Below are 20416 nucleotides of genomic sequence, written 5' to 3'. Positions count from 1 at the left end.
CAATGACGCAAGCTGTCACTTATGAACGAGAAACAAAGTCTGTCGCATTTCAAGGGAAGATCATTGTGCTGGAAAGCCTCACGCCGGTACTTCCCCCGAAGGAGAAAGCACAGCGCAAAAAAGAAATTGAGCGTTGTCTTTATGAGGTGTTCCGCAAATATGGAGACAGATTTCCCTAATCATTCGCAACATTGTTGTCCGGGGCTGCTGATGGTATAATATAGTTGTAAGGTTGGTAGCTCCATTCCAGCAAGGAAAGGAGCCCAATATGGAATTTATCAGAGAAGATTGTATTTACGCAAGACAGTCAGTAGACCGCAAGGACAGTATCAGCATTGAAAGTCAGATCGACTTTTGCAAGTATGAATTGAAAGGCGGGAGCTGCCGGGTATTTAAGGACAAAGGCTATTCCGGTAAGAATACGGACAGACCGGAGTTTCAAAAGCTGCTGGGCGAGATCCGCAAAGGAAAGGTCCGGCGGGTCATCGTGTACAAGCTGGACCGTATAAGCCGCTCTATTCTGGACTTTGCAACGATGATGGAGCTGTTTCAAGAGTACGATGTGGAGTTTGTATCATCCACGGAAAAGTTTGATACTTCGACCCCGATGGGCCGGGCCATGCTGAATATCTGCATTGTATTCGCCCAGCTTGAACGTGAGACAATCCAGAAGCGCGTCACGGACGCCTACTATTCCCGTTGCTTGAAAGGCTTTCACATGAGCGGGCAGGCGCCATACGGTTATCAGTTAGAGCCTACTGTGGTAGAGGGTATCCGCACAAAGAAAATGGTTGCCGACCCCGTAGCCGCCGACCATGTTCGGCTGATGTTTGAAATGTACGCTGAACCGGAAACCTCCTTCGGAGATATTACCCGATACTTCGAGGAACATGACATAAAAATTTATGGAAAATCCATGTTCCGTACATTTCTTTCCCAGCTTTTAAGAAACCCCGTTTACGCACAGGCCGATTTGGAGCTGTACGAATTTTTCAAGAGTCAGGGTGCAGCGATTGTCAATGACGCTTCTGACTTTGCCGGAACAAACGGCTGCTATCTCTATCAGGGGCGGGATGTGAAAGAGGACAAGGACAGGTGCTTAAAAGACCAGATACTTGTTATCGCTCCCCATGAAGCACTCATTTCCTCTGACACATGGCTGAAATGCCGGAAAAAACTTATGGAAAATACCACCTTCCAGCAGGGACGGAAACCGAAGAACACTTGGCTGGCCGGAAAAATCAAATGCGGGCATTGTGGGTATGCTCTGAAAGCCACCCATGTACCAAACAGCACCGGCTATTTCCGCTGTACCAAACGGACGGAAAACAAAGGCTGTCCGGGCTGCGGGAAAATCCGCAAAGAAGAATTTGAGCAATTCATTTTCTCGACCATGCAGGAAAAGTTCAAAGATTTTCAGATACTCCACGGCAGGGAGGAAAAAGTCAATCCGAAACTGACCGCCTATCAAGTGGAGCTGGCACAGGTGGAGGCAGAAATTGAAAAGCTGCTGGATACGCTGACCGGAGCCAATGCGACCTTGCTTGCCTACGCTAACAAAAAAATTGAAGAACTGGACACCCGACGCCAGACCATTTCAAAGGCAATCGCTGAATTGAGCGTTGAAACCATATCTCCCCAGCAGATAAAGAAGTTATCCTATTATCTCGACAACTGGGACAGCATAGATTTTGACGACAAAAGAAAAGCCGCCGATGGTTTGATCTCTACAATCAAGGCCACCAGCGACCGTGTTCAGATAGAGTGGAAAATCTGATATTTCCGCTCTATCGCCCCTCATTTCTATTTTATCTCGTTTGTACCCCTTGTACACCGATGTTTACTTTTCTATTTTTATACTTTTCCTTCCTACGATAAAAGGAAACCACCTGTTTATAATGTATGTAGGAACTATCAGAATAACTGACAGAACAAGTGACAGTCCCAAGCAGAACACTGACGAAAGTGCCACATTATTTAAAACCGTCGAGTAGAAGCCTACCGCAAACTTTTTTAATAATGTCTGAATAACACTAAGAGCTTTTCCGTGCAAAGCAAAATAAATCAATGTATTCTGTCCCACATAATTAATATACCTGTTAGCTTTAATCTCCTTTGCAATTAAAATCAATGTAGCAATTCCAACAACGACCGTAAGATAATGATAGAGAATATCCCCTACCATTGGCATCTTTACTTTGCCGAAGAACGGAACAAATACCAAAACCAGATATACTAGCAAAGCTACTATTCTAAGTTTAAGAGTATTGTATTTATCAAACTCAGCTTCCATATTATGGCGGAACATATATCCCAGTACCATATAAAACATAGCTTGGAACATATACTCAATATGCCACGGCAGTGAGGTAGTATTCCAAGGAAAGATATCAGCTGGTACCAGTCGTGTGTATAGAATACTAGAAAGTGAAAGAAGCCATGCTAACGCAATTGCTACCACACACTTATTGCAGTACCCCCCCCCATTTATTTTTTGAGGTTTAGATTCATAAAACCGAACAAAAAAATAGAACGGAATAAAAGTAACAAATAAGGCTGCAACAAACCAAATCTGATCGCCTTGACCTCTAATCTGAAGGAAATTCCACTTCAATTCTTCAAGCAGGTTATCATGTTCGTTGAATGTAATTATCTGTGAAAGAAAAATGTCAAAAACACTGAATACTAGCCACGGCACAAATAATTGCTGAATTTTTTTATCTAAAAAAGCTCCAAAACTGCTATTCGGTTTATACACATACCCTGCGGCAAAGAAAAAAGCAGACAAAAAAAATGGTGTGTAAAACGCACTCCAAATCTCAGTTCGTGTTTCAAGATGAGAAAGCATTACCATGATGATACAGACGTATTTAACTATATCCACCCATTCAATTCTTTTCGCTTGTCCCATTCATATTTCTCCTTATTCTATGTTCTATTTCACTACCTCCATTCAGATGAAGCACTTCCAATGTGTTGTTCATAAACCAGAGTGCTCCATACAAACGCAGATAGTGATACTGAAAGTTCTTATGATAATTTCATCTGCTGTTACTGAACCTAGGTAGCGAGATAAAAACCGCCCTCGCAGCTCTACCCATCTCTCAAGAAATGCCGTAAATACGCTATTTTCCAAGCATTTTCACTATGTACATCTCACCACCTGCGTTCGGTTAGAGGAGATTATTTATTATCAATACTCTCGTCTATTATTATCTCCTGTACAGTTTCATCGTTTCCTTTACAACTTCATCCCAGTTATATTTCTCGCAGATAAAGTCAGCTGCCTGCTTCTTCATTTTCATAACCATTTCAGGATAGTCACAGGCCTCTTGCAGTTTTTCTCGCAAGTCCTCTACATCCGACTTTTTGAAAATCAATGCCTTATCTTCCACAACCTCTGCGCACTCTGGAATATCAGAAACCAAACAGCAATTGCCATAACTCATAGCTTCCAGCAGACTTAATGGCATTCCCTCCAGATCAGAAGGTAATGTGTAAATATACGCATTGCTATATAATTCATCAAGCATCTGCCCCTGAACAAATCCGGTAAAAATGATTCTATTATCATCCTTTGCCAGCTCTTTCAATTCCACCATAAAAGAATCCGTATCGCTAGAGCCACCAGCAATAACCAATTTTTTATCTGTTTTGATGTCTTTAAACACCTCAACCAGATATCGAATGCCCTTTTCCGGCACCAAACGACCAAGAAACAATATGTAGGAATCCTTTGTTAGACCAAATTTTTCTGTTATGAATTTTGCTTCTTTAATCTCTGGTCGATTCACACCGTTGGGAATAAAGTGAGTCTCCCTGCCATAGGTATCTCTGAAATAATCCTGAACACCTTTACTCAAAACGATGATTTCATCTGCATATTTTACAGCATTCTTTTCACCCTGACGGATGAATTTAGAGCCAAATCCTGACTTCCATTTTTCCCGTTTCCAGTCTATACCATGAATGGTAACCACAACCCTCTTTCCAAACATCTTTGGAATCCATGAAAAAAAAGCTGGACCTTCTGCATGGATATGTACCACATCATATTTTCCAAAAGCACTGTACAGAGCCGCAAAGAAAGAGGAACTCACCGCTGCAAGACCTTTTCCTTCAATAGTTGGAACAAATTTCTGTCGGATTCCATCATATTCAATTTTATTGTCATACTCTGCACCACTCACGTGATGACCAGATCTGTTGTAACAGGTAACCCGACATCCATCTCGTGCCATTCTGGTGCACAGTTCTTTTACAACAATCTCTATCCCGCCCTCACGGGACAGTCTTTTTTGTCCGAACATGGACACTGCAAATTTATCTTTCATAATGTTCTCCAACCAATATTGTCCCCTCTGCTCCTTTATATCTATGTACTTTTGTTGAGTAGACATTTCTGCACTCTACATACTCAAAAGAAGTAGCCTTTTCAGCATTTCGTATGCTTTTTATTGACCTTTTACAACAATCCTACTTCGATCCAACCTTCCCCAGCACAACAGCCACGATCTTAAACAGAATCATAATATCCAACCCCGGACTCCACTTTTTAATATACTCGGTATCCAGTCTTACAACTTCTTCAAAGTCTGTGATATTACTTCTTCCGCTGACTTGCCACATACCGGTAAGTCCCGGCTTGAATGCCAGTCTGGAGCGGTGATGCATCTCGTATTTCTCCCACTCGTCCACTGTTGGCGGTCTAGTTCCCACAAGGCTCATGTCACCTATGAGTACATTCCAGAACTGTGGGAATTCATCCAGAGAGTAATCACGGATAAAATTACCGATTCCCTTGATGATACGTGGATCATTATCCATCTTGAACATCATACCATCTTTGATATCGTTCTGCGCCATCAGCTCTTTCTTCCGCTCTTCTGCATCCATATACATGCTTCGGAATTTGTAAATGTTGAATTTTTTGCCATTTTTTCCGATTCGCACCTGTTTGAAGAAAATCGGTCCCGGTGACTTAATATAAATGATTGGTGCTACAAAGATAAAAATGATACCTGTCAGTAGCATTCCAACCAGTCCTCCGCAGATATCCATCGTCCTTTTGAAGATCAGCTGACCGGCGCTTACCATATTGATGCTGGTCGAAAGCACCGTATATCCTTCCAGCTTTTCCACAATCTGATTGGAAGAATCATCCGCAACTCTTGCCAGCTTGATATGTATGGTAATTCCCATGATACCGAAATTTTTGATCATTTTATCCGGAAGCGCAAGCTCTGTCGGAATGCTGAAAAGTGCTTCATCCACCCAGTTCAACTGTGCAAAATCTTCAATCGCACTCTCTCCACAAAATACCGGGAATCCATGATAATTTGGAATTTCATTTTCTTTTGCATCAATAATTCCAATTCCCATTACATGAAACTCACTGTAGGGATTGCTGGTAAATGCCTCCACAATTTCTCTATAATTCTTTTTTCCACCGATCAGAAGGATCGCTCTTTTCCCTGATGCAGGGCCTCTGTGCTTGGAAAGCCATTTTTTCAACAAAATCCTTCCTATATATAATACGCAGATCGATATGATTGGGAATGCAAATATAACAACTCGTGAGTAATTGCTCGACTCTTTCATTGCAAACAAATAAGCAATCACACACACGGTCACGATGATTGCGTGCTTTGCGACTGCCTTAGTCTCCAACCAGTACCCTCTTCTTAAGATGCCCTTGTAACTTCCCATCATCAGTCCCACAACCAGATCGATCGCCGCTATCGCAAAAAACACATTCCGGTAAAGCGGTGCTTCTCTGTAATATGCAGTCCCATGATATAACCAGTGAGCAAGTAAATAAGATAATTCCAACAATATTAAATCTAACAAAATAAAATCCCAGTGTTTTAACCAACTGGAAGTTTTCTTTCTGTACATAAGTGAACCCAACCCTCTTAAACATTACTTGCGTAATTTTTCTTTTCCAATATTTATAACATATTTCGTATAAAAGGTAAAGCAATCTCCATGTACAATTCTCTTTTTCGACATTTTATCGACTTTCCGCACAAAAAAAGTCATTAGTTTTGTGTACTTTTTTTCCTAAAAACTAATGACTTTTTAATTATTTATCGATTATTGTATTTTCAATTATAGATTTTTACCCTTTCCATACAACAATCACCTTTTTTTGCTGCTGCAATCTGATTTCTGACAGATTTTCTACTTTGTCAGTGCAATAATTGCCTTCACCACATCGTCAATTCCCATCTCAGAGCTGTCGATCAGCGTTGCATCTTCGGCCTGCTTAAGCGGTGCGATCTCTCTTGTCATATCGCGCTCGTCTCTTTCCTGGATATCCTGCCTGATCTGTTCAAAATCACAGGCTTCTCCTTTTCCTTCCAGTTCTTTGAACCGGCGCATTGCGCGGCATTCTACACTTGCAGTCAGATACACTTTAACGTCCGCATTCGGAAGTACATTGGTTCCGATATCTCTTCCGTCCATAACGACATCTTTTTCTTTTGCAAGATTCCTCTGCAGATCCAGAAGCTTTGCACGGACTGCCGGTACTGCCGAGCTTACGGATGCCATATTTCCAACCGCTTCCTCACGAAGCTGTGAAGTGATGTTTTCTCCATTCAAATAGACTTGCTGCACACCATTTTCATAACCAAGCTCTACCTTTACATCCTCGCATGCTGCCTCAATCTTCTCTACTTCTCCCGGTACGATCCCTTTTTTCAGAAAATGTACGGCAAGTCCGCGGTACATTGCCCCGGTATCTACATAGATGAATCCCAGTTCCTTTGCAACCAGTTTTGCGATCGTGCTCTTTCCGGCACCTGCCGGTCCGTCAATTGCGATATTATATCCCATTTTATATCCTCCCTGTTTCACTCACATTTTCCTGTTTACGCCATCTCTGGATTGCTGTGCGATATCTATAATCCAAAAACTACCAGATATTACTTCCTGCCGCATATGCAGTCGACCATGCGATCTGCAGATTGAATCCACCGGTCAGTGCATCCAAATCCAGCACTTCCCCTGCAAAATACAGTCCCTGTACCAGCTTTGACTCCATCGTAGACGGATTGACTTCTTTGACTTTTACGCCGCCCCGTGTAATAATTGCCTCTTTGAAATCTCGAAGCCCGGTCAATGTCACAGTAAAATGCTTGATCAGATGGACGAAATTCATCCGCTCTTCTTTTGTGATCACATTGACCTTCTTCTCCGGATCAATGCCACTTAAGTGGATCATGACCGGAAGTAATTTTGCCGGAAACAGTCCGGTGACTGCATTTTTAAACTGTTTATTATGGTTTGCATCAAATTCCCGCAGCACTCTCGCATCCAGCTGCTCTTCGGAAAGTGCCGGCTTCAGGTCGATGACCAGCTTTAACTCATGCTTTTTCTGCAGGATTTTACCTACATAGGCACTCGCACTGATGATCAGTGGTCCGCTTACTCCAAAGTGGGTGAATAACATTTCTCCGAAATCACTGTACAGCTCTTTCTTTCCGTCATAGACCGTTGCCTGGACATTCCGGAGGGAAAGCCCCATCAGTGCCGGAATGTACTCTTCTCTGACATTCATCGGAACCAGGGAAGGTGCAGGTTCGGTGATCTTGTGTCCCATCGCTTCTGCAAAGCGATAGCCATCTCCGGTGGAACCTGTTGTCTGATAGCTGACACCACCGGTGGCGATAATGCAGGCATCCCCTTCTTCTTTGCTTCCATCTGCCATGACAAGATAGGAAAATCTTCCATCCTCTGCCACAACCTTTTCTACATTGGAATAAAGATGGATGTGTACTCCATTTCGCTTCATTTCCATCTCCAGCGTGCGAATAACATCTGAAGAATGATCCGACTGCGGAAATACACGGTTGCCACGCTCTGTCTTCAGACGCAATCCTGCATTTTCAAAGAAATCCATCACATCCTGGTTGGTAAATCCGTAAAAACTGCTGTACATGAATTTCTCATTGGATACCATATTCTGGAAAAGTTCATCCACGTCACAGGCATTGGTGACATTGCATCTGCCTTTTCCCGTGATGAAAAGCTTTTTTCCAAGTTTTTCATTTTTCTCAAATACGTGGACTTCATTGCCATTTTTCGCCGCAAAAATCGATGCGAACATACCGGCAGCTCCGCCCCCTACGATCAGTACTTTACTCATTTGATCCTTACCTCATCTTCTACAGGCTCCAGCTCATCTCTGGAATAAACCTGATATTCGTCCCAGATGTCCTCCAGTGTCTCCAGTGTCTCGATGACATCATCCTGCTTCTTCATACAGAGTGCAACCACCAGTGCATTGATCACACTGAGCGGTGCAACCAGGGAATCTACGATAGATGCCATATCACTCTTGGCGATCAGATTGCAGGAAGAATAGAGATTCATCGGTGAATTCACACTGTCGGTCAAGGTTATTACCTTTGCTTTCCGGTTGCTGGCAAATTCCAGTGCTTTTAAAGTACGCATGGAATATCGCGGAAAACTGATCCCGATGATCACATCTTCTTCCCCGATCCGGATCAGCTGCTCAAAAATCTCGCTGGAACTGTTGGTATCGACCTCTACCACATCCTCACAGATCAGATTCAGATAAAAAGTCAGGAATTTTGCCAGCGGTGCACAGCTTCGGATTCCGATCACATAAACCTTTTTTGCCGCAAGGATCGTATCCACCGCCAGCTCAAATGCATGATTGTCCACAGATTCCAATGTCTGCTTGATCTTCTCGATATCAGACTGCAGAACCGTCGCCAGGATCTCGCTCCGGTCGATCCGTCCGTAGGTCACTTCCATACGCTGGATAGAATTCAGCTTGGTACGCACCAGTTCTCCCAGTGCTTTCTGGAATTCGGGATAGCCTTTATATCCAAGCTGTGTTGCGAAACGGACAACCGTTGATTCGCTGACACCGACTGCCTCTCCCATCTTTGCAGCCGTCAGGAAGGCTGCTTTATCATAATTTTCTTTGATGTAATCCGCAAGCCGCTTCTGTCCCTTGCTGAACTTCGGATATCTCTCATCAATTCTAATCAGTAACTCATTTTTTGTGCTCACAATTTGCCTCCAAATAAGAAACGTGCCTTTTTATAAAATCATTTACTTCTATTATAAATAAGGTCACAACCCTTTTTATTATAAGCAAAAGAGCCATAAAATTCAACTCGAATTTTATGGCTCCTGAGGTTACGTTTTGCTCACAAAATACTGTCTGTAACAGCTTTCGTCAGTTCGTCGTTATTATACCGGATAACTTCCGTCTTTTGCAATTGTAGCATCTACTTTCTTCTCCTGTGCCTCGCGGTATTTGAAGAAGTCTGTAGCTACCTGCGGGAAGAGTGCGTAGCTGAGTACGTCTTCATCCTGCTCTTTGTACTGTTCCATCTCTTTTTCAAGAGTTCCGAGTTCATCCGGGATCAGATCTGCCGGACGGCATGTGATAACTTCCGGATTGTCTCCGAGTACTTTCTTAACAACATCCGGGTTGAACGGTTTAACAGTTGCACCGTATTTTCCGCTCAGGATGTCTTTCGTCTCTTTTGTTGCCATCTTGTAGCGTTCGCCCATCAGGACATTGAATACTGCCTGTGTACCAACGATCTGTGATGACGGAGTAACCAGCGGTGGTTCACCAAGGTCTTTACGAACTCTCGGTACTTCTTCAAGTACGTCGTAGAACTTGTCTTCTGCTCCCTGCTCTTTGAGCTGTGAAGTAAGGTTGGAAAGCATTCCACCCGGTACCTGGTACAGAAGAGTCTTGATGTTAACACCAAGGTTCTTCGGATTGAGAAGTCCGCTGTCAAGTGCTTCGTCACGGATCGGACGGAAGTAATCAGCGATCTCAGCCAGAAGATTCTGGTCAAATCCTGTATCATAAGGTGTTCCCTTGAATGTCTCAACCATAACTTCTGTTGCCGGCTGAGAAGTTCCAAGTGCGAACGGTGAAATAGCGGTATCGATCACGTCTACACCGGCTTCAACTGCTTTTAAGTATGTCATTGAAGCAACACCTGATGTGTAATGTGTATGCAGCTGGATCGGGATATCAACAGCTTCTTTTAATGCTCCGACAAGTTCTGTTGCCTTGTACGGAAGAAGAAGACCTGCCATATCTTTGATACAGATAGAGTTTGCACCCATATCTTCGATTCTCTTTGCGATGTCTACCCAGTAATCCAAGGTGTAAGCATCTCCAAGTGTGTAAGAAAGCGCAATCTGTGCTTCTGCTTTCTCAGCGTTAGCTGCTTTTACTGCTGTCTGAAGGTTTCTAAGGTCATTCAGACAGTCAAAAATACGAATGATATCGATTCCGTTTGCAACAGATTTTTTAACGAAGTATTCTACTACATCATCTGCGTATGGACGGTATCCAAGGATGTTCTGTCCACGGAAGAGCATCTGAAGTTTGGTGTTCTTGAATCCGTCACGGAATTTACGAAGTCTTGACCATGGATCTTCATGCAGGAAACGAAGGGATGCATCAAATGTAGCTCCGCCCCAGCACTCTACGGAATGATATCCGACTTTGTCCATTTTATCTACGATCGGAAGCATCTGTTCTGTGGTAAGTCTTGTTGCGATCAGGGACTGATGCGCATCACGCAGAACTGTTTCCGTAATCTTAATCGGTTTCTTTTCAATTGCTGCCATTATATCTTCCTCCAATTATTATAAGGTTTATTAAGCTCCAGGATTGTTATCTCACTGTCAGATACGCGCTGCTCGCAGCGCTAAGGAAACCTGACGGTTTCCTTCTGTGCCTGATGGCACAGTCTGACATTTCAACAGCAACCGCGATTTGCCCTTGCAAGCAAGCAAATCGCTTCCTGTTGCTACATTACTCCGAAAATAGCCATAAATGTTCCGGCTGCTACGGCTGTTCCGATAACTCCGGCTACGTTCGGTCCCATTGCATGCATCAGAAGGAAGTTGGTCGGATCTGCTTCCGCTCCTACTTTCTGAGATACACGGGCTGCCATAGGTACGGCAGATACTCCGGCTGAACCAATCAGCGGATTTACCTTGCCATGTGTGGCTACGCACATCAGTTTTCCAAACAGGACACCTGCTGCGGTACCGAATGCGAATGCGATCAGACCAAGTAGTACGATCTTAAGTGTGCTGACATTTAAGAATGCCTCTGCACTTGTAGTAGCACCTACAGATGTACCAAGCAGGATAACTACGATGTACATCATTGCGTTGGATGCGGTCTCTGTCAGCTGTCTTACAACACCGGATTCTTTGAACAGGTTACCAAGCATCAGCATACCTACCAGAGGAGCTGTTGTCGGAAGAATCATACATACAACGATGGTTACGATGATCGGGAACAGAATTTTCTCAAGCTGTGTAACCGGACGAAGCTGTCCCATTTTAATCTTTCTTTCCTTCTCTGTTGTGAGAAGCTTCATAATCGGCGGCTGGATGATCGGAACCAGTGACATGTACGAGTACGCCGCCACGGCGATCGGTCCCATCAGAGCCGTCTGCTGGAGCTTACCTGCAAGGAAGATGGATGTCGGTCCGTCTGCTCCACCGATGATGGAGATAGCAGCTGCTGCCTTATCAGAGAAACCAAGAGCCATCGCACCAAGATAAGCTGCGAAAATACCAAACTGTGCTGCCGCACCGAGGAGGAAGCTCGCCGGGTTGGCAATGAGCGGTCCGAAGTCAGTCATCGCACCGACACCCATGAAAATAAGTGACGGGAGAATAGACCACTCATCCAGCTGGAAGAAGTAATACAAAAGTCCGCCCGTTCCGTTAGCCGAATCTTCTGCATGAAGCATGATATCCGGGTAAATATTTACCAGGAGCATACCAAATGCAATCGGTACAAGCAGAAGCGGTTCAAACCCATGCTTGATTGCAAGATAAAGGAAAAAACATGCAACTGCGATCATAATGTAGTTACCCCAAGTCAGGTTGAGGAACGCAGTCTGCTGCACGAGGTTTCCCAGTGTGTTAGTGATATATTCCATGTTATAACCTCCTGTTTTTCAAAAGGATGTTGCTCCTTAGTTCAATGTAGCCAGTGTCTGTCCTGCTTCTACTGCATCACCTACTGCTACATCGATACTTGCAACTGTTCCGTCTTCCGGAGCTACAACAGGAATTTCCATCTTCATTGCTTCTACGATAAGAACTGCATCACCGCGGGATACTTTCTGTCCTACGCTTGCTTCGATCTTAAATACTTTTCCGGCTGCACCTGCTTCTACCTTGATGCTTCCAGCTCCGGCTGCTGCTTTTGGAGCTGCCTTCGGTGCTGCTTTCGGAGCTGCCTTTGGTGCTGCTACTGGTGCTGCAGCTGCTCCGTTTCCGTTTTCTTCTACTGTAACATCATATACGTTGCCGTTAACTGTGATTGTATAGTTTTTCATCTTTAAATCCTCCTGATTCTATTCGCACTATGCATTCCATTTGTTTGATTTTCTTCTCTTGATAGAACGTACTACAAATCCGTCTGTAGTAGTTCCTTCTGCTGCTGCGATCGCTGCTGCGATAACTGCAACAAGTTCGGTATCATCCATTTCTTCTGCCTCTTCTACAGCTGCTGACACTGCCGGAGCCGGTGCTGCCTTCGGAGCTTCTTCTTTTTTCTTTTTGGATGTACCGTTAAGTAATGCAGGAACGTATTTGATCAGGGAAATGATAAAGCTCATGAAAATAAGCATTACGAATACAGTTCCCATACCAAGTAATGTGTTAAGTCCCGCTTTTTCAAGGATTTCGCTCATGCCGTAATGAGCATTGACTGTAAATGATTCCAGAGTCATATTCTCATCGAATACGAATTCCAGGTCTGCACTTCTGTCAGAAAATGTTGCCGGTGCAGTTACCGTAACACCTGTAGAAGATGCCTCGAATTCATAGTCTTTATGGCTTTCATAATCGCCGCATTCTTCCAGGGATGCTTTCCATCCTTCCAGTGCAGTTGCAAAAGTGTCTGCTTCCATCTGCACACCGGTCTGGTTTTCAAACTGTGCCATCAGATATCCCTGATTCCAGTCTGACATCTCTGTGATCTGGTCGCTTGTGATGGATCCGCTCTCAATGATATCAAAAACAGCATCACAAGACTGGATCAGTGTATCTTTGTCATAGCTGACGGTCTTGGCATTCCCGCAGCCTGCAAGGCCGAGCACAAGTACCAGAACTGCGACTACTAAACTAATCTTTTTCTTCACTTTGCTTCACCTCGCTAAATTGTTCCGTGTTTTTTGGATGGTCTTTCTTCCCTTTTTGTAAATAACATCTCAAATGCACCGATCACATATTTTCTGGTATCTGCCGGTTCGATGATGGTATCTACATATCCTCTTCCAGCTGCGGAAAGCGGGCTTGACTGAAGTGCTTTGTATTCTTCTGTCTTTGCTTTTAATGTATCTGCATCTGCATCTGTGTACATGATCTTCGCAGCCATGTCTGCTGCCATCATCCCGATCTCAGCTTCCGGCCATGCGTATACCATGTCTGCTCCGATTGCTTTGCTGTTCATTGTCACATATGCGCTTCCGAATGCTTTACCTGTGATCACATTGACTTTTGGTACAGTTGCATCTGCAAATGCATAAGTGAGAGCTGCCATCTCTCTTGCAAGGTTCTTTTCTGAGCATGCAGTTGCCTTGAGTCCCTTTACATTTGTAAGTGTGAGTACCGGAATTCCGAATGCATCACAGAATTTAACGAAAGCTGCTGCTTTCTTGCATCCCATTGCTGAGAGTGTGCCGTCGAATTCTTCTGCTGTGTTGCCTTCTTCATCGTATACTTTTGAGCGGTTGGCAACAGCACCTACTGTCATTCCGTTCAGGCGGATGAATCCTGTTACCATATCTTTTGCATAAGCTTTCTTTGTCTCAATGAATACACCATTGTCAGAGATCATAGAAAGAGCAAGTGCTGCATCTTCTGCTGCATTCTCAAGATCTGCACATACTCTGTTCAGATCATCTGTGCATTCATCATATGCATCGTTGTCTTCGTTGTTAGCAGGAAGAATTGCTACGAGTGAGCGGATCTCGCCAAGAATTTCTTCTTCGCTTCCTACGCCGTCAACGATTCCGGATTCTTCACTCTGGAATTTTGCGCTTGCTGTATCGCATTTGTCCGCGGTGTTGCCCGGAATGGTGTTCGGAGAGTTTACGAATAATTTTCCGTTCTCTGCCATGAATGTAAAATCAGAAAGTGCTGCTGCCGCTGCCAGTCCACCACCGCAATTGCCAAATACTGCTGTGATCTGCGGAATTACGCCAGAAGCCATAGCCTGTTTGTAATAGAAGCTTCCGAATGCGTTCAGTGCGTCAGTTGCTTCCTGAAGACGAAGTCCTGCGCAGTCAATCAGACCGATCACCGGTGCGCCCATCTTCATTGCCATATCATAAATGTTCGCAATCTTCTTTGCGTGCATCTCACCGATGGTTCCGTTCAGTACAGATGCGTCCTGGCTGTATACATATACCAGGTTTCCATCGATTACACCGTAACCTGTGATGACGCCATCTGTCGGAGCTTTTTTCTCCTGCATGTTGAAATCTGTTGCTCTTGCAGTTACCTGTCCACCGATTTCAACAAAGCTTCCCTCATCGAGCAAATTGGCAATTCTTAAGCTCGCCGGGTTTGATGATGTTGTGTTGCTCATAAATCTAGCCCTCCATTTTTATAAATTTAATAATTAAATCAAATTTTCTGCCGTGTATATTATACTTGCTTTCTATGCAATACGCAACTGTTTTTGATAAGTTTTCTCTTATTTTGTTAAATTTTCGACAAGTAATTTTCACGTGTAAAAAAGCCTCTGCAACGCAGAAGCCTTTTTTTTACATAAACATATTCCCTGTTCCGACATAACGGATGCCGTCTTCAAAGACTCTTTTTCCGCCAAGTGTAACAAATTTTACATCTTTTAATCTGGTGATATCCTTGCTTAAGTCACCGCCAACTACCAGAAGATCTGCATCCAGTCCTTCGGCAACAAGTCCGCGTTCTTTTTCCACACCCAGAACCTTTGCCGGATTGGAAGTTGCCACCTGTACTGCCTGCACCGGTGTAATTCCGTATTCCACCATATATTGCAGTTCTCTCGGAAGCGGTAAGAGCGGAGAATGATACATCACCATATCGGTGCCGGCAAGAACCGTCACACCCGTATCATAAAATTCTTTAAAATGATCCCGGTACGCTTTGTATGCCGGTTCAAAGAATTCATAATTTTCCATCTCTTTTTGCATGACCGGATCACTGACCGGTGCATCGCCATTCTTCTCGATATTTTCCTTGCACAGTTCATAGAGATAAGTATATGCCATGATAGTCGGTGTCCAGGCAATACCTTTTTCTGCCATCTGCTTTGCATGATCCAGCGTCATAAAGGTTCCATGTTCGATCGTGTCAAATCCGGCATCAATGCACATCTGGATCCCCGGATTGGTTCCGGCATGCACGCCACACTTGATTCCTCTTCTGTGGCATTCATCCACCGCCGCATCCAGTTCTTCCTGGGTAAGCTCCGGATACGATTCGCGGTTGGTGGTCAGGATCTTCACCCATTCCGCACCATCGCGAACCTGCTTACGGATTTCTTTACGGATTGCCCACGGACCGTCCGCTTCCTCGACTTCATCCCAGGCATGTCCGCCCGTCATGCAGATTCCGGTATCCGTATGCACGATTCTCGGGATCACGATAAACCCCTTCTTTTCTGCCAGTTTCAGATTCTTGCATACACCATGTGCTGAAGACATATCCCGCACCGTGGTGATTCCTCTTTCAAATGCAGCCTGCGCATGCTGCAACGCATATAACATGATCAGCTGTGCCCCATAATTAAAGCTGTCCGGCTGGGAATAGCCGTATGCAAGATGCGCATGCATATCCATAAGTCCCGGAAGAAGTGTCGCATCACCATATTCCTTAACTTCCTCCTGCGGAAATTCTTTCAGCAGCTCTTCTTTTGGTGCGATTTTTCCGATCTTGCCGTCCTCTCCAATATAGACTGCCTTATCCGTAAGAACGGTCTTTCCATCTCCTGTAATCAGATATTTCGTACTGATAATCATCCCTTGGTCCCTCTTTTATTCCTTTATTTTTCAAATACACGCAGCCCTTTCATGCTGCTCCTCTCTCGTCGCATTCATTCTTTAATATTTTAAAGTGCAACCATTTTGAAGTGTATTATACTTGTTTTTCCTAAATGGCGCAACCGTTTTCCACAGAATCTGTTAAATATTTTGCATTTTTTAATCCGTTTTACGTCCAAAACTTTATACGGATACACTTGCACTTTTCATTTTACTCACAACATCGTTTAACAATCAATATTAAATTTTTGCGATTCCCAGGTCTGCGTCCAAAGATTACAGCGGCAGATTTAAAAAAATATAGGGGTGAAGGCACTTATTGTGCAATGGAGATGAGACTCAAAAATTGTGGAAGCCTCTGCTGACACAATTTTCGCTTTCAGAGGCTCATCGCAATGTTTTGCACAATGGACTTCACCCCCATATTTTTCTAAATCTGCCCCACTACCTCCCCCTCGCAGACCGTCCCCGCAAAAAAAGAAAACCCTTATCCGGCAAACCACCAGATAAGGATTTCCTCAATTCTTTATACTTTTTTAGGATGACAACATTTTTATTACAGTGTGATCAGAGCATCTGTAATATTTGTAATTCTGCGGTATCCATCTTCTGTGATCAGGAAATCATCTTCCTGACGGACGCCACCGATTCCCGGAATGTAAATTCCAGGTTCGATCGTATGAACCATTCCCGGCTGAAGGGTCACTTTACTGCCGGTACAGATATACGGCTGTTCATGAATATCCAGTCCGAAGTTGTGTCCCGGACCGTGTGGAATATGATAGCCTGCATCTTCTACTACCTTCACGATGATATCTCTGAGCTCGCCCATAACCATTCCCGGTTTCAGGCTGTTCTGACCAGCATCCTTTGCTTTTCTGACTACGTCAAACATCTTGTAAAGCTCCGGATTTTTGGCTTTCCCTACTGCAACAGTACGGGTAATATCCGAGCAGTATCCGTGATAATAAGTCCCGAAATCAATCGTCACAAAATCACCAAGCTGGATTTTTCTATCGGATGCTGTCGCATGACAGTTTGCTCCGTTATCCGGACCAGAGGCTACGATCGTCTCGAAGCAGAATCCAGAGCCGCCACGGCTTCTGAACTGATATTCCAGTTCATTTGCAATATCGATCTCTGTAACGCCCGGTTTGATCACATCAAGCAGTGCATAGAAAGATCTCTCTGAAATCCGGCATGCCTGTTCGATCGTCTCGATTTCTTCCGGTGTCTTGACCGCACGTAAAGGTTCTACATAAGACCCTTCGGAAACGAATTTGGTATCAGGCGCCTGACTTACCAGATCCTGATAATCATCAAACGTAAGATCTGCTCCACAGATTGCACACTGTTTTACCCCTGCTTCTGCCGCCAATTTACCGGTCTGGCTGAAGTAATTCAGTCCTTCACCGTAGACAACAACTTCAAATCCTTCTGTTTCCTGTGCGGCCTGGAATTCAAACCGTCCGTCGGTTACAAAATAGTTTTTCTTTTCTGTCAAAAGCAGGACTGCAACTCCATATTCTCCGGTAAAGCCGGTCAGATACTTGATGTCGCTGCCTTTGCTGATCACAATTCCGTCATGACCATTTTTCTTTACAGCATCTACAATTTTCTGTATGCGTGTATTCATTGTTCCATCTCCTACTGAATGAAATCCCAGTTGAATTTCATATTTTCATCATATGATTTGTATGGTTTTCCATCAATATCATAGATGTTTACATTATAATGCCAAGGTTCCGGAAGTGTCTTCTCCGGATAAATGTGCTTCATCAGCTCATATCCTTCCGGATCATAGACCTTCAGTTCCTCTCTTGTGTTGACCGGTCCGCGGATACCATCCCATCGTCCGTCAACACCTTCCTGCATGACATTGAACCAGACAGTACTTAAGGTTGCAAAATACTCTTCGTAATTGCTGATCGCATAAGTGTCCGGCCACAAACCATTGTCGCTGGCATGCTGATATGCTTTCCGGATCATGTCTGCAAGCGTCTGGTCTTTCAGACCATTCATTCCAACCAGATGGATCGCATGTCCGAATTCATGCACAAGGATCATCTCATTTGGATAACTGGTTGCATATCTTCCGGTTCTGAGACGGATTACATTTGCCTCTGAAATAGAGGATGCCGGATTCGTCATCTCACCGCCGTAACCTGCCACGTGGCGGGTTGCAAGCAGATATCCCATTCTGTGCTCCGGGACATCATAAGCATTCTCAAGCAGTCCGAACACAGATACCTCTGCACCTCTGCGGACAAGCTCTTCTGCTACTTCCGGGATCTTTTCAAGCATCATATCAATAATTGCAAGTGCTTTATCCACTACAGCCGGTGTTGTTTTTTCTCCGGCTTTTACTACAATGCCGGAGGTTCCTTTTTTGTGGACTACATAATATGGCTGATACACGGTCTGGTAGACCTTTTCATTGTCTGCCGGTCTGTCTTTTACATCAGTCAGCTTTCCGACAACCTGTACGGTAACCTCTCCTGCACATTCCGGATCAACCGGATGAACCAGGGAAAGTGTGGTACGCATGGATTCTTTCTGGTATACCGTACCATAATCCCATGTCATATCACTGGTCCAGTGTACCAGTTCCTGTACTTTCCCTTTGTATTTTACCAGATAATCGTTTTCATTATCAGCACGGCGCATCTGTTCGCCCCAATAAATCTCAATTCTTCTGTCATCGATCAGAATGACTTTTTCGACCGGTGCATAATTACAATTCTCTGACATTTATTTTTCATCCTCCTGAAACATAAACTTATTCCCTAATCTTTTATGCTTCTGCGTTCTTGTCCAGTCCCATTCCGACTGCAAGCTTTTTACTGAAGATTGCTACAACCGCACCAACTGCACATACACCCAAACCGATTGCTACGAAGAACGGAATTTCGCTTCCTTCTTTGTAGAAGTTTGTAAGCAGCGTGTTAAGAGCAGCTCCTGTAGACTGTGACATTGACCAGATTGTCATCATCTGTGTCATGAATGCCTTCGGTGCTGCAACAGCCGTGATTGAGTAACCGATCGGGCAGGTAAATCCTTCACCAAGCATCAGGATTGCATAGAATAATACGATCCACCATGCACTGACTTTTGCATCTCCAGGATAGATTACATAGAGGAGTGCAATGATTAAAGCTCCAAGTCCCCAGAAGATTGTTCCGATACCCATCTTTGTGGTTCCGTATGGCTGTTTCTTTCCGAGTTTTGTCCATACTGCTGTCAGGATACTTCCGATGATAACTGCAAATACTGCTGGGATTGTCTGCATAGATGCTGCAGGCACTTCCATTCCGAACAGTACACGGTTAACCTTTTCTTCATAGAAGATTGCAAGGATTGAAATTGTCTGTGTCCAGATCAGCAGGGTAACTGCGTTACAGATGAACGGCGGAACCAGGCAGAGGATTTTCTTCTTCTCATGTGGCTCTGTCTTTTTACTTTTGTAAATAACTACCAGGTATACGATCGGGATAATGATCGATACAGTACTGATTACATTTGAGAATACAGAAATACTTAATGTTCCTGTTGCAAAAAGCGTTGCAAGAACAACTGCGCAGATAACAAGTACAATGATCATCTTTGTGATGAAAGAACGTTTCTTATCATCCGGAAGCGGATCATCCGGTTCAATACCGATATTACCGAAGAACGGTTTGTATGTAACTGCATATACAACGATACCCAGGAATGCAAGGACTGCACATGCCGCGAATGCTACATGGTATCCGAGTGCTGCTGCGATTGCACCGGAAAGTACCGGAGCTGCTGCACCAATGTTGGAAATTACGTAAGAAATCGTGTAAGCGCTGTCACGTCTTCCATCGGATTCATCATAGAATTTTCCAAGAAGAGCATCCAGACATCTGCCACCGAACATCGGTCCGATTGCCAGACATCCCATAGCGATTCCATAGCCAGGAACGCCAAGTGGTAATGCAAGGCATACATATCCAATAAATGAAAGTGATCTTGCTATAAATAAAGACTTCCGGCATCCTAAGATACGGTCGCAGACAAAGCTTCCGACAATACCTGTCAGTACGACAACTGTTGAATATAAAGAGATCAGCTGTGCTGCATTTGCCTTGCTGAATCCAAGTCCTTCCGGTGCATTTGCGTATAAGTAGTAAATCAGTACCGCACTCATCGCATAGTTTGCAAAAGAGTTACAAAGCTGCATAAAGCTTAGGGTTCCCACACCCTTTGGCTGTCCTAAAAAGGCGGTTTGTTTTCTTAACGCCTCATCATGTTCGTTCATTATTTTTCCCTCCAAAATAACCTTTTGTATTCATTCAACAAAAAACAATCGTTAATTATTT

General features: G+C 44.0%; 17 protein-coding genes. 2 read left to right on the top strand and 15 right to left on the bottom strand.

Annotated elements, in window-relative coordinates; translation table 11 throughout:
• Positions 1-2 precede the first annotated feature (2 nt).
• Both PG418_RS04320 and PG418_RS04315 read left to right on the top strand, forming a co-directional pair.
• On the top strand, positions 3-179 hold the full coding sequence (locus PG418_RS04320) for a hypothetical protein (protein ID WP_165483719.1): 177 nt from the start codon (positions 3-5) through the stop codon (positions 177-179).
• Between the two features lie 89 nt (positions 180-268).
• The gene (locus tag PG418_RS04315; RefSeq protein ID WP_118653084.1) at positions 269-1777 is read left to right on the top strand and encodes a recombinase family protein; all 1509 of its coding nucleotides are present in this window, start codon (positions 269-271) and stop codon (positions 1775-1777) included.
• Between the two features lie 63 nt (positions 1778-1840).
• On the opposite strand, the gene PG418_RS04310 is transcribed toward PG418_RS04315, so the two are convergent.
• The 15 genes from PG418_RS04310 to PG418_RS04240 form a co-directional block, all read right to left on the bottom strand.
• On the bottom strand, positions 1841-2911 hold the full coding sequence (locus tag PG418_RS04310; protein ID WP_498837109.1) for an acyltransferase family protein: 1071 nt from the start codon (positions 2909-2911) through the stop codon (positions 1841-1843).
• 301 nt (positions 2912-3212) lie between these two features.
• Positions 3213-4334 (bottom strand): glycosyltransferase family 4 protein, encoded by a 1122-nt coding sequence (locus PG418_RS04305; protein ID WP_498837108.1) that lies wholly within the window; start codon positions 4332-4334, stop codon positions 3213-3215.
• A gap of 142 nt (positions 4335-4476) precedes the next feature.
• Entirely contained in the window at positions 4477-5898 is a 1422-nt protein-coding gene (locus tag PG418_RS04300; RefSeq protein ID WP_498837107.1) for a sugar transferase, read from the bottom strand.
• A 285-nt stretch (positions 5899-6183) separates the two neighbouring features.
• Positions 6184-6840, bottom strand: coding sequence for a (d)CMP kinase (gene cmk, locus PG418_RS04295; RefSeq protein WP_195509398.1), 657 nt, complete (start codon positions 6838-6840; stop codon positions 6184-6186).
• A 79-nt stretch (positions 6841-6919) separates the two neighbouring features.
• A complete protein-coding gene (locus PG418_RS04290; RefSeq protein WP_211133452.1) occupies positions 6920-8152 on the bottom strand; it encodes a BaiN/RdsA family NAD(P)/FAD-dependent oxidoreductase in 1233 nt (410 codons plus the stop codon).
• Entirely contained in the window at positions 8149-9048 is a 900-nt protein-coding gene (locus tag PG418_RS04285) for a MurR/RpiR family transcriptional regulator (RefSeq protein WP_008369203.1), read from the bottom strand. The genes PG418_RS04290 and PG418_RS04285 overlap by 4 nt, the downstream gene beginning before the upstream one ends.
• A gap of 183 nt (positions 9049-9231) precedes the next feature.
• Complete coding sequence (locus PG418_RS04280) at positions 9232-10641, bottom strand: oxaloacetate decarboxylase subunit alpha (protein WP_055155903.1); 1410 nt, start codon at positions 10639-10641, stop codon at positions 9232-9234.
• A 182-nt stretch (positions 10642-10823) separates the two neighbouring features.
• Positions 10824-11975: a sodium ion-translocating decarboxylase subunit beta gene (locus PG418_RS04275; protein WP_008369207.1), complete on the bottom strand. Its 1152-nt coding sequence runs from the start codon at positions 11973-11975 to the stop codon at positions 10824-10826.
• 36 nt (positions 11976-12011) lie between these two features.
• Positions 12012-12377 (bottom strand): biotin/lipoyl-containing protein, encoded by a 366-nt coding sequence (locus PG418_RS04270; protein ID WP_008369209.1) that lies wholly within the window; start codon positions 12375-12377, stop codon positions 12012-12014.
• Positions 12378-12404: 27 nt separating this feature from the next.
• Positions 12405-13184 (bottom strand): OadG family transporter subunit, encoded by a 780-nt coding sequence (locus tag PG418_RS04265; protein WP_498837106.1) that lies wholly within the window; start codon positions 13182-13184, stop codon positions 12405-12407.
• Positions 13185-13198: 14 nt separating this feature from the next.
• Positions 13199-14635: an acyl-CoA carboxylase subunit beta gene (locus tag PG418_RS04260; RefSeq protein WP_022219913.1), complete on the bottom strand. Its 1437-nt coding sequence runs from the start codon at positions 14633-14635 to the stop codon at positions 13199-13201.
• A gap of 178 nt (positions 14636-14813) precedes the next feature.
• Complete coding sequence (locus PG418_RS04255; protein ID WP_195255095.1) at positions 14814-16052, bottom strand: amidohydrolase family protein; 1239 nt, start codon at positions 16050-16052, stop codon at positions 14814-14816.
• Positions 16053-16629: 577 nt separating this feature from the next.
• Positions 16630-17709 carry a M24 family metallopeptidase gene (locus PG418_RS04250; RefSeq protein ID WP_498837105.1) on the bottom strand — a complete coding sequence of 360 codons (1080 nt, stop codon included), beginning with the start codon at positions 17707-17709 and terminating at the stop codon, positions 16630-16632.
• A gap of 11 nt (positions 17710-17720) precedes the next feature.
• Entirely contained in the window at positions 17721-18824 is a 1104-nt protein-coding gene (locus PG418_RS04245; RefSeq protein ID WP_498837104.1) for a hypothetical protein, read from the bottom strand.
• Positions 18825-18867: 43 nt separating this feature from the next.
• Positions 18868-20355, bottom strand: coding sequence for a peptide MFS transporter (locus tag PG418_RS04240; RefSeq protein WP_498837103.1), 1488 nt, complete (start codon positions 20353-20355; stop codon positions 18868-18870).
• Between the last annotated feature and the right edge of the window lie 61 nt (positions 20356-20416).

Origin of the sequence: Bariatricus sp. TF06-38A, assembly GCF_027690675.1 — a bacterium.
GTDB lineage: Bacteria > Bacillota > Clostridia > Lachnospirales > Lachnospiraceae > Allocoprococcus > Allocoprococcus comes.
This window is presented reverse-complemented; position numbering and strand designations above follow the sequence as displayed.

Excerpts from the sequence above, each read along its gene's own strand:
- PG418_RS04250 (WP_498837105.1), bottom strand. The coding sequence starts at position 17,709 with ATGAATACACGCATACAGAAAATTGTAGATGCTGTAAAGAAAAATGGT.
- PG418_RS04270 (WP_008369209.1), bottom strand. The coding sequence starts at position 12,377 with ATGAAAAACTATACAATCACAGTTAACGGCAACGTATATGATGTTACA.
- PG418_RS04255 (WP_195255095.1), bottom strand. The coding sequence starts at position 16,052 with ATGATTATCAGTACGAAATATCTGATTACAGGAGATGGAAAGACCGTT.
- PG418_RS04240 (WP_498837103.1), bottom strand. The coding sequence starts at position 20,355 with ATGAACGAACATGATGAGGCGTTAAGAAAACAAACCGCCTTTTTAGGA.
- PG418_RS04290 (WP_211133452.1), bottom strand. The coding sequence starts at position 8,152 with ATGAGTAAAGTACTGATCGTAGGGGGCGGAGCTGCCGGTATGTTCGCA.
- PG418_RS04305 (WP_498837108.1), bottom strand. The coding sequence starts at position 4,334 with ATGAAAGATAAATTTGCAGTGTCCATGTTCGGACAAAAAAGACTGTCC.
- PG418_RS04245 (WP_498837104.1), bottom strand. The coding sequence starts at position 18,824 with ATGTCAGAGAATTGTAATTATGCACCGGTCGAAAAAGTCATTCTGATC.
- PG418_RS04280 (WP_055155903.1), bottom strand. The coding sequence starts at position 10,641 with ATGGCAGCAATTGAAAAGAAACCGATTAAGATTACGGAAACAGTTCTG.
- PG418_RS04260 (WP_022219913.1), bottom strand. The coding sequence starts at position 14,635 with ATGAGCAACACAACATCATCAAACCCGGCGAGCTTAAGAATTGCCAAT.
- PG418_RS04320 (WP_165483719.1), top strand. The coding sequence starts at position 3 with ATGACGCAAGCTGTCACTTATGAACGAGAAACAAAGTCTGTCGCATTT.
- PG418_RS04275 (WP_008369207.1), bottom strand. The coding sequence starts at position 11,975 with ATGGAATATATCACTAACACACTGGGAAACCTCGTGCAGCAGACTGCG.
- cmk (WP_195509398.1), bottom strand. The coding sequence starts at position 6,840 with ATGGGATATAATATCGCAATTGACGGACCGGCAGGTGCCGGAAAGAGC.
- PG418_RS04300 (WP_498837107.1), bottom strand. The coding sequence starts at position 5,898 with ATGTACAGAAAGAAAACTTCCAGTTGGTTAAAACACTGGGATTTTATT.
- PG418_RS04310 (WP_498837109.1), bottom strand. The coding sequence starts at position 2,911 with ATGGGACAAGCGAAAAGAATTGAATGGGTGGATATAGTTAAATACGTC.
- PG418_RS04315 (WP_118653084.1), top strand. The coding sequence starts at position 269 with ATGGAATTTATCAGAGAAGATTGTATTTACGCAAGACAGTCAGTAGAC.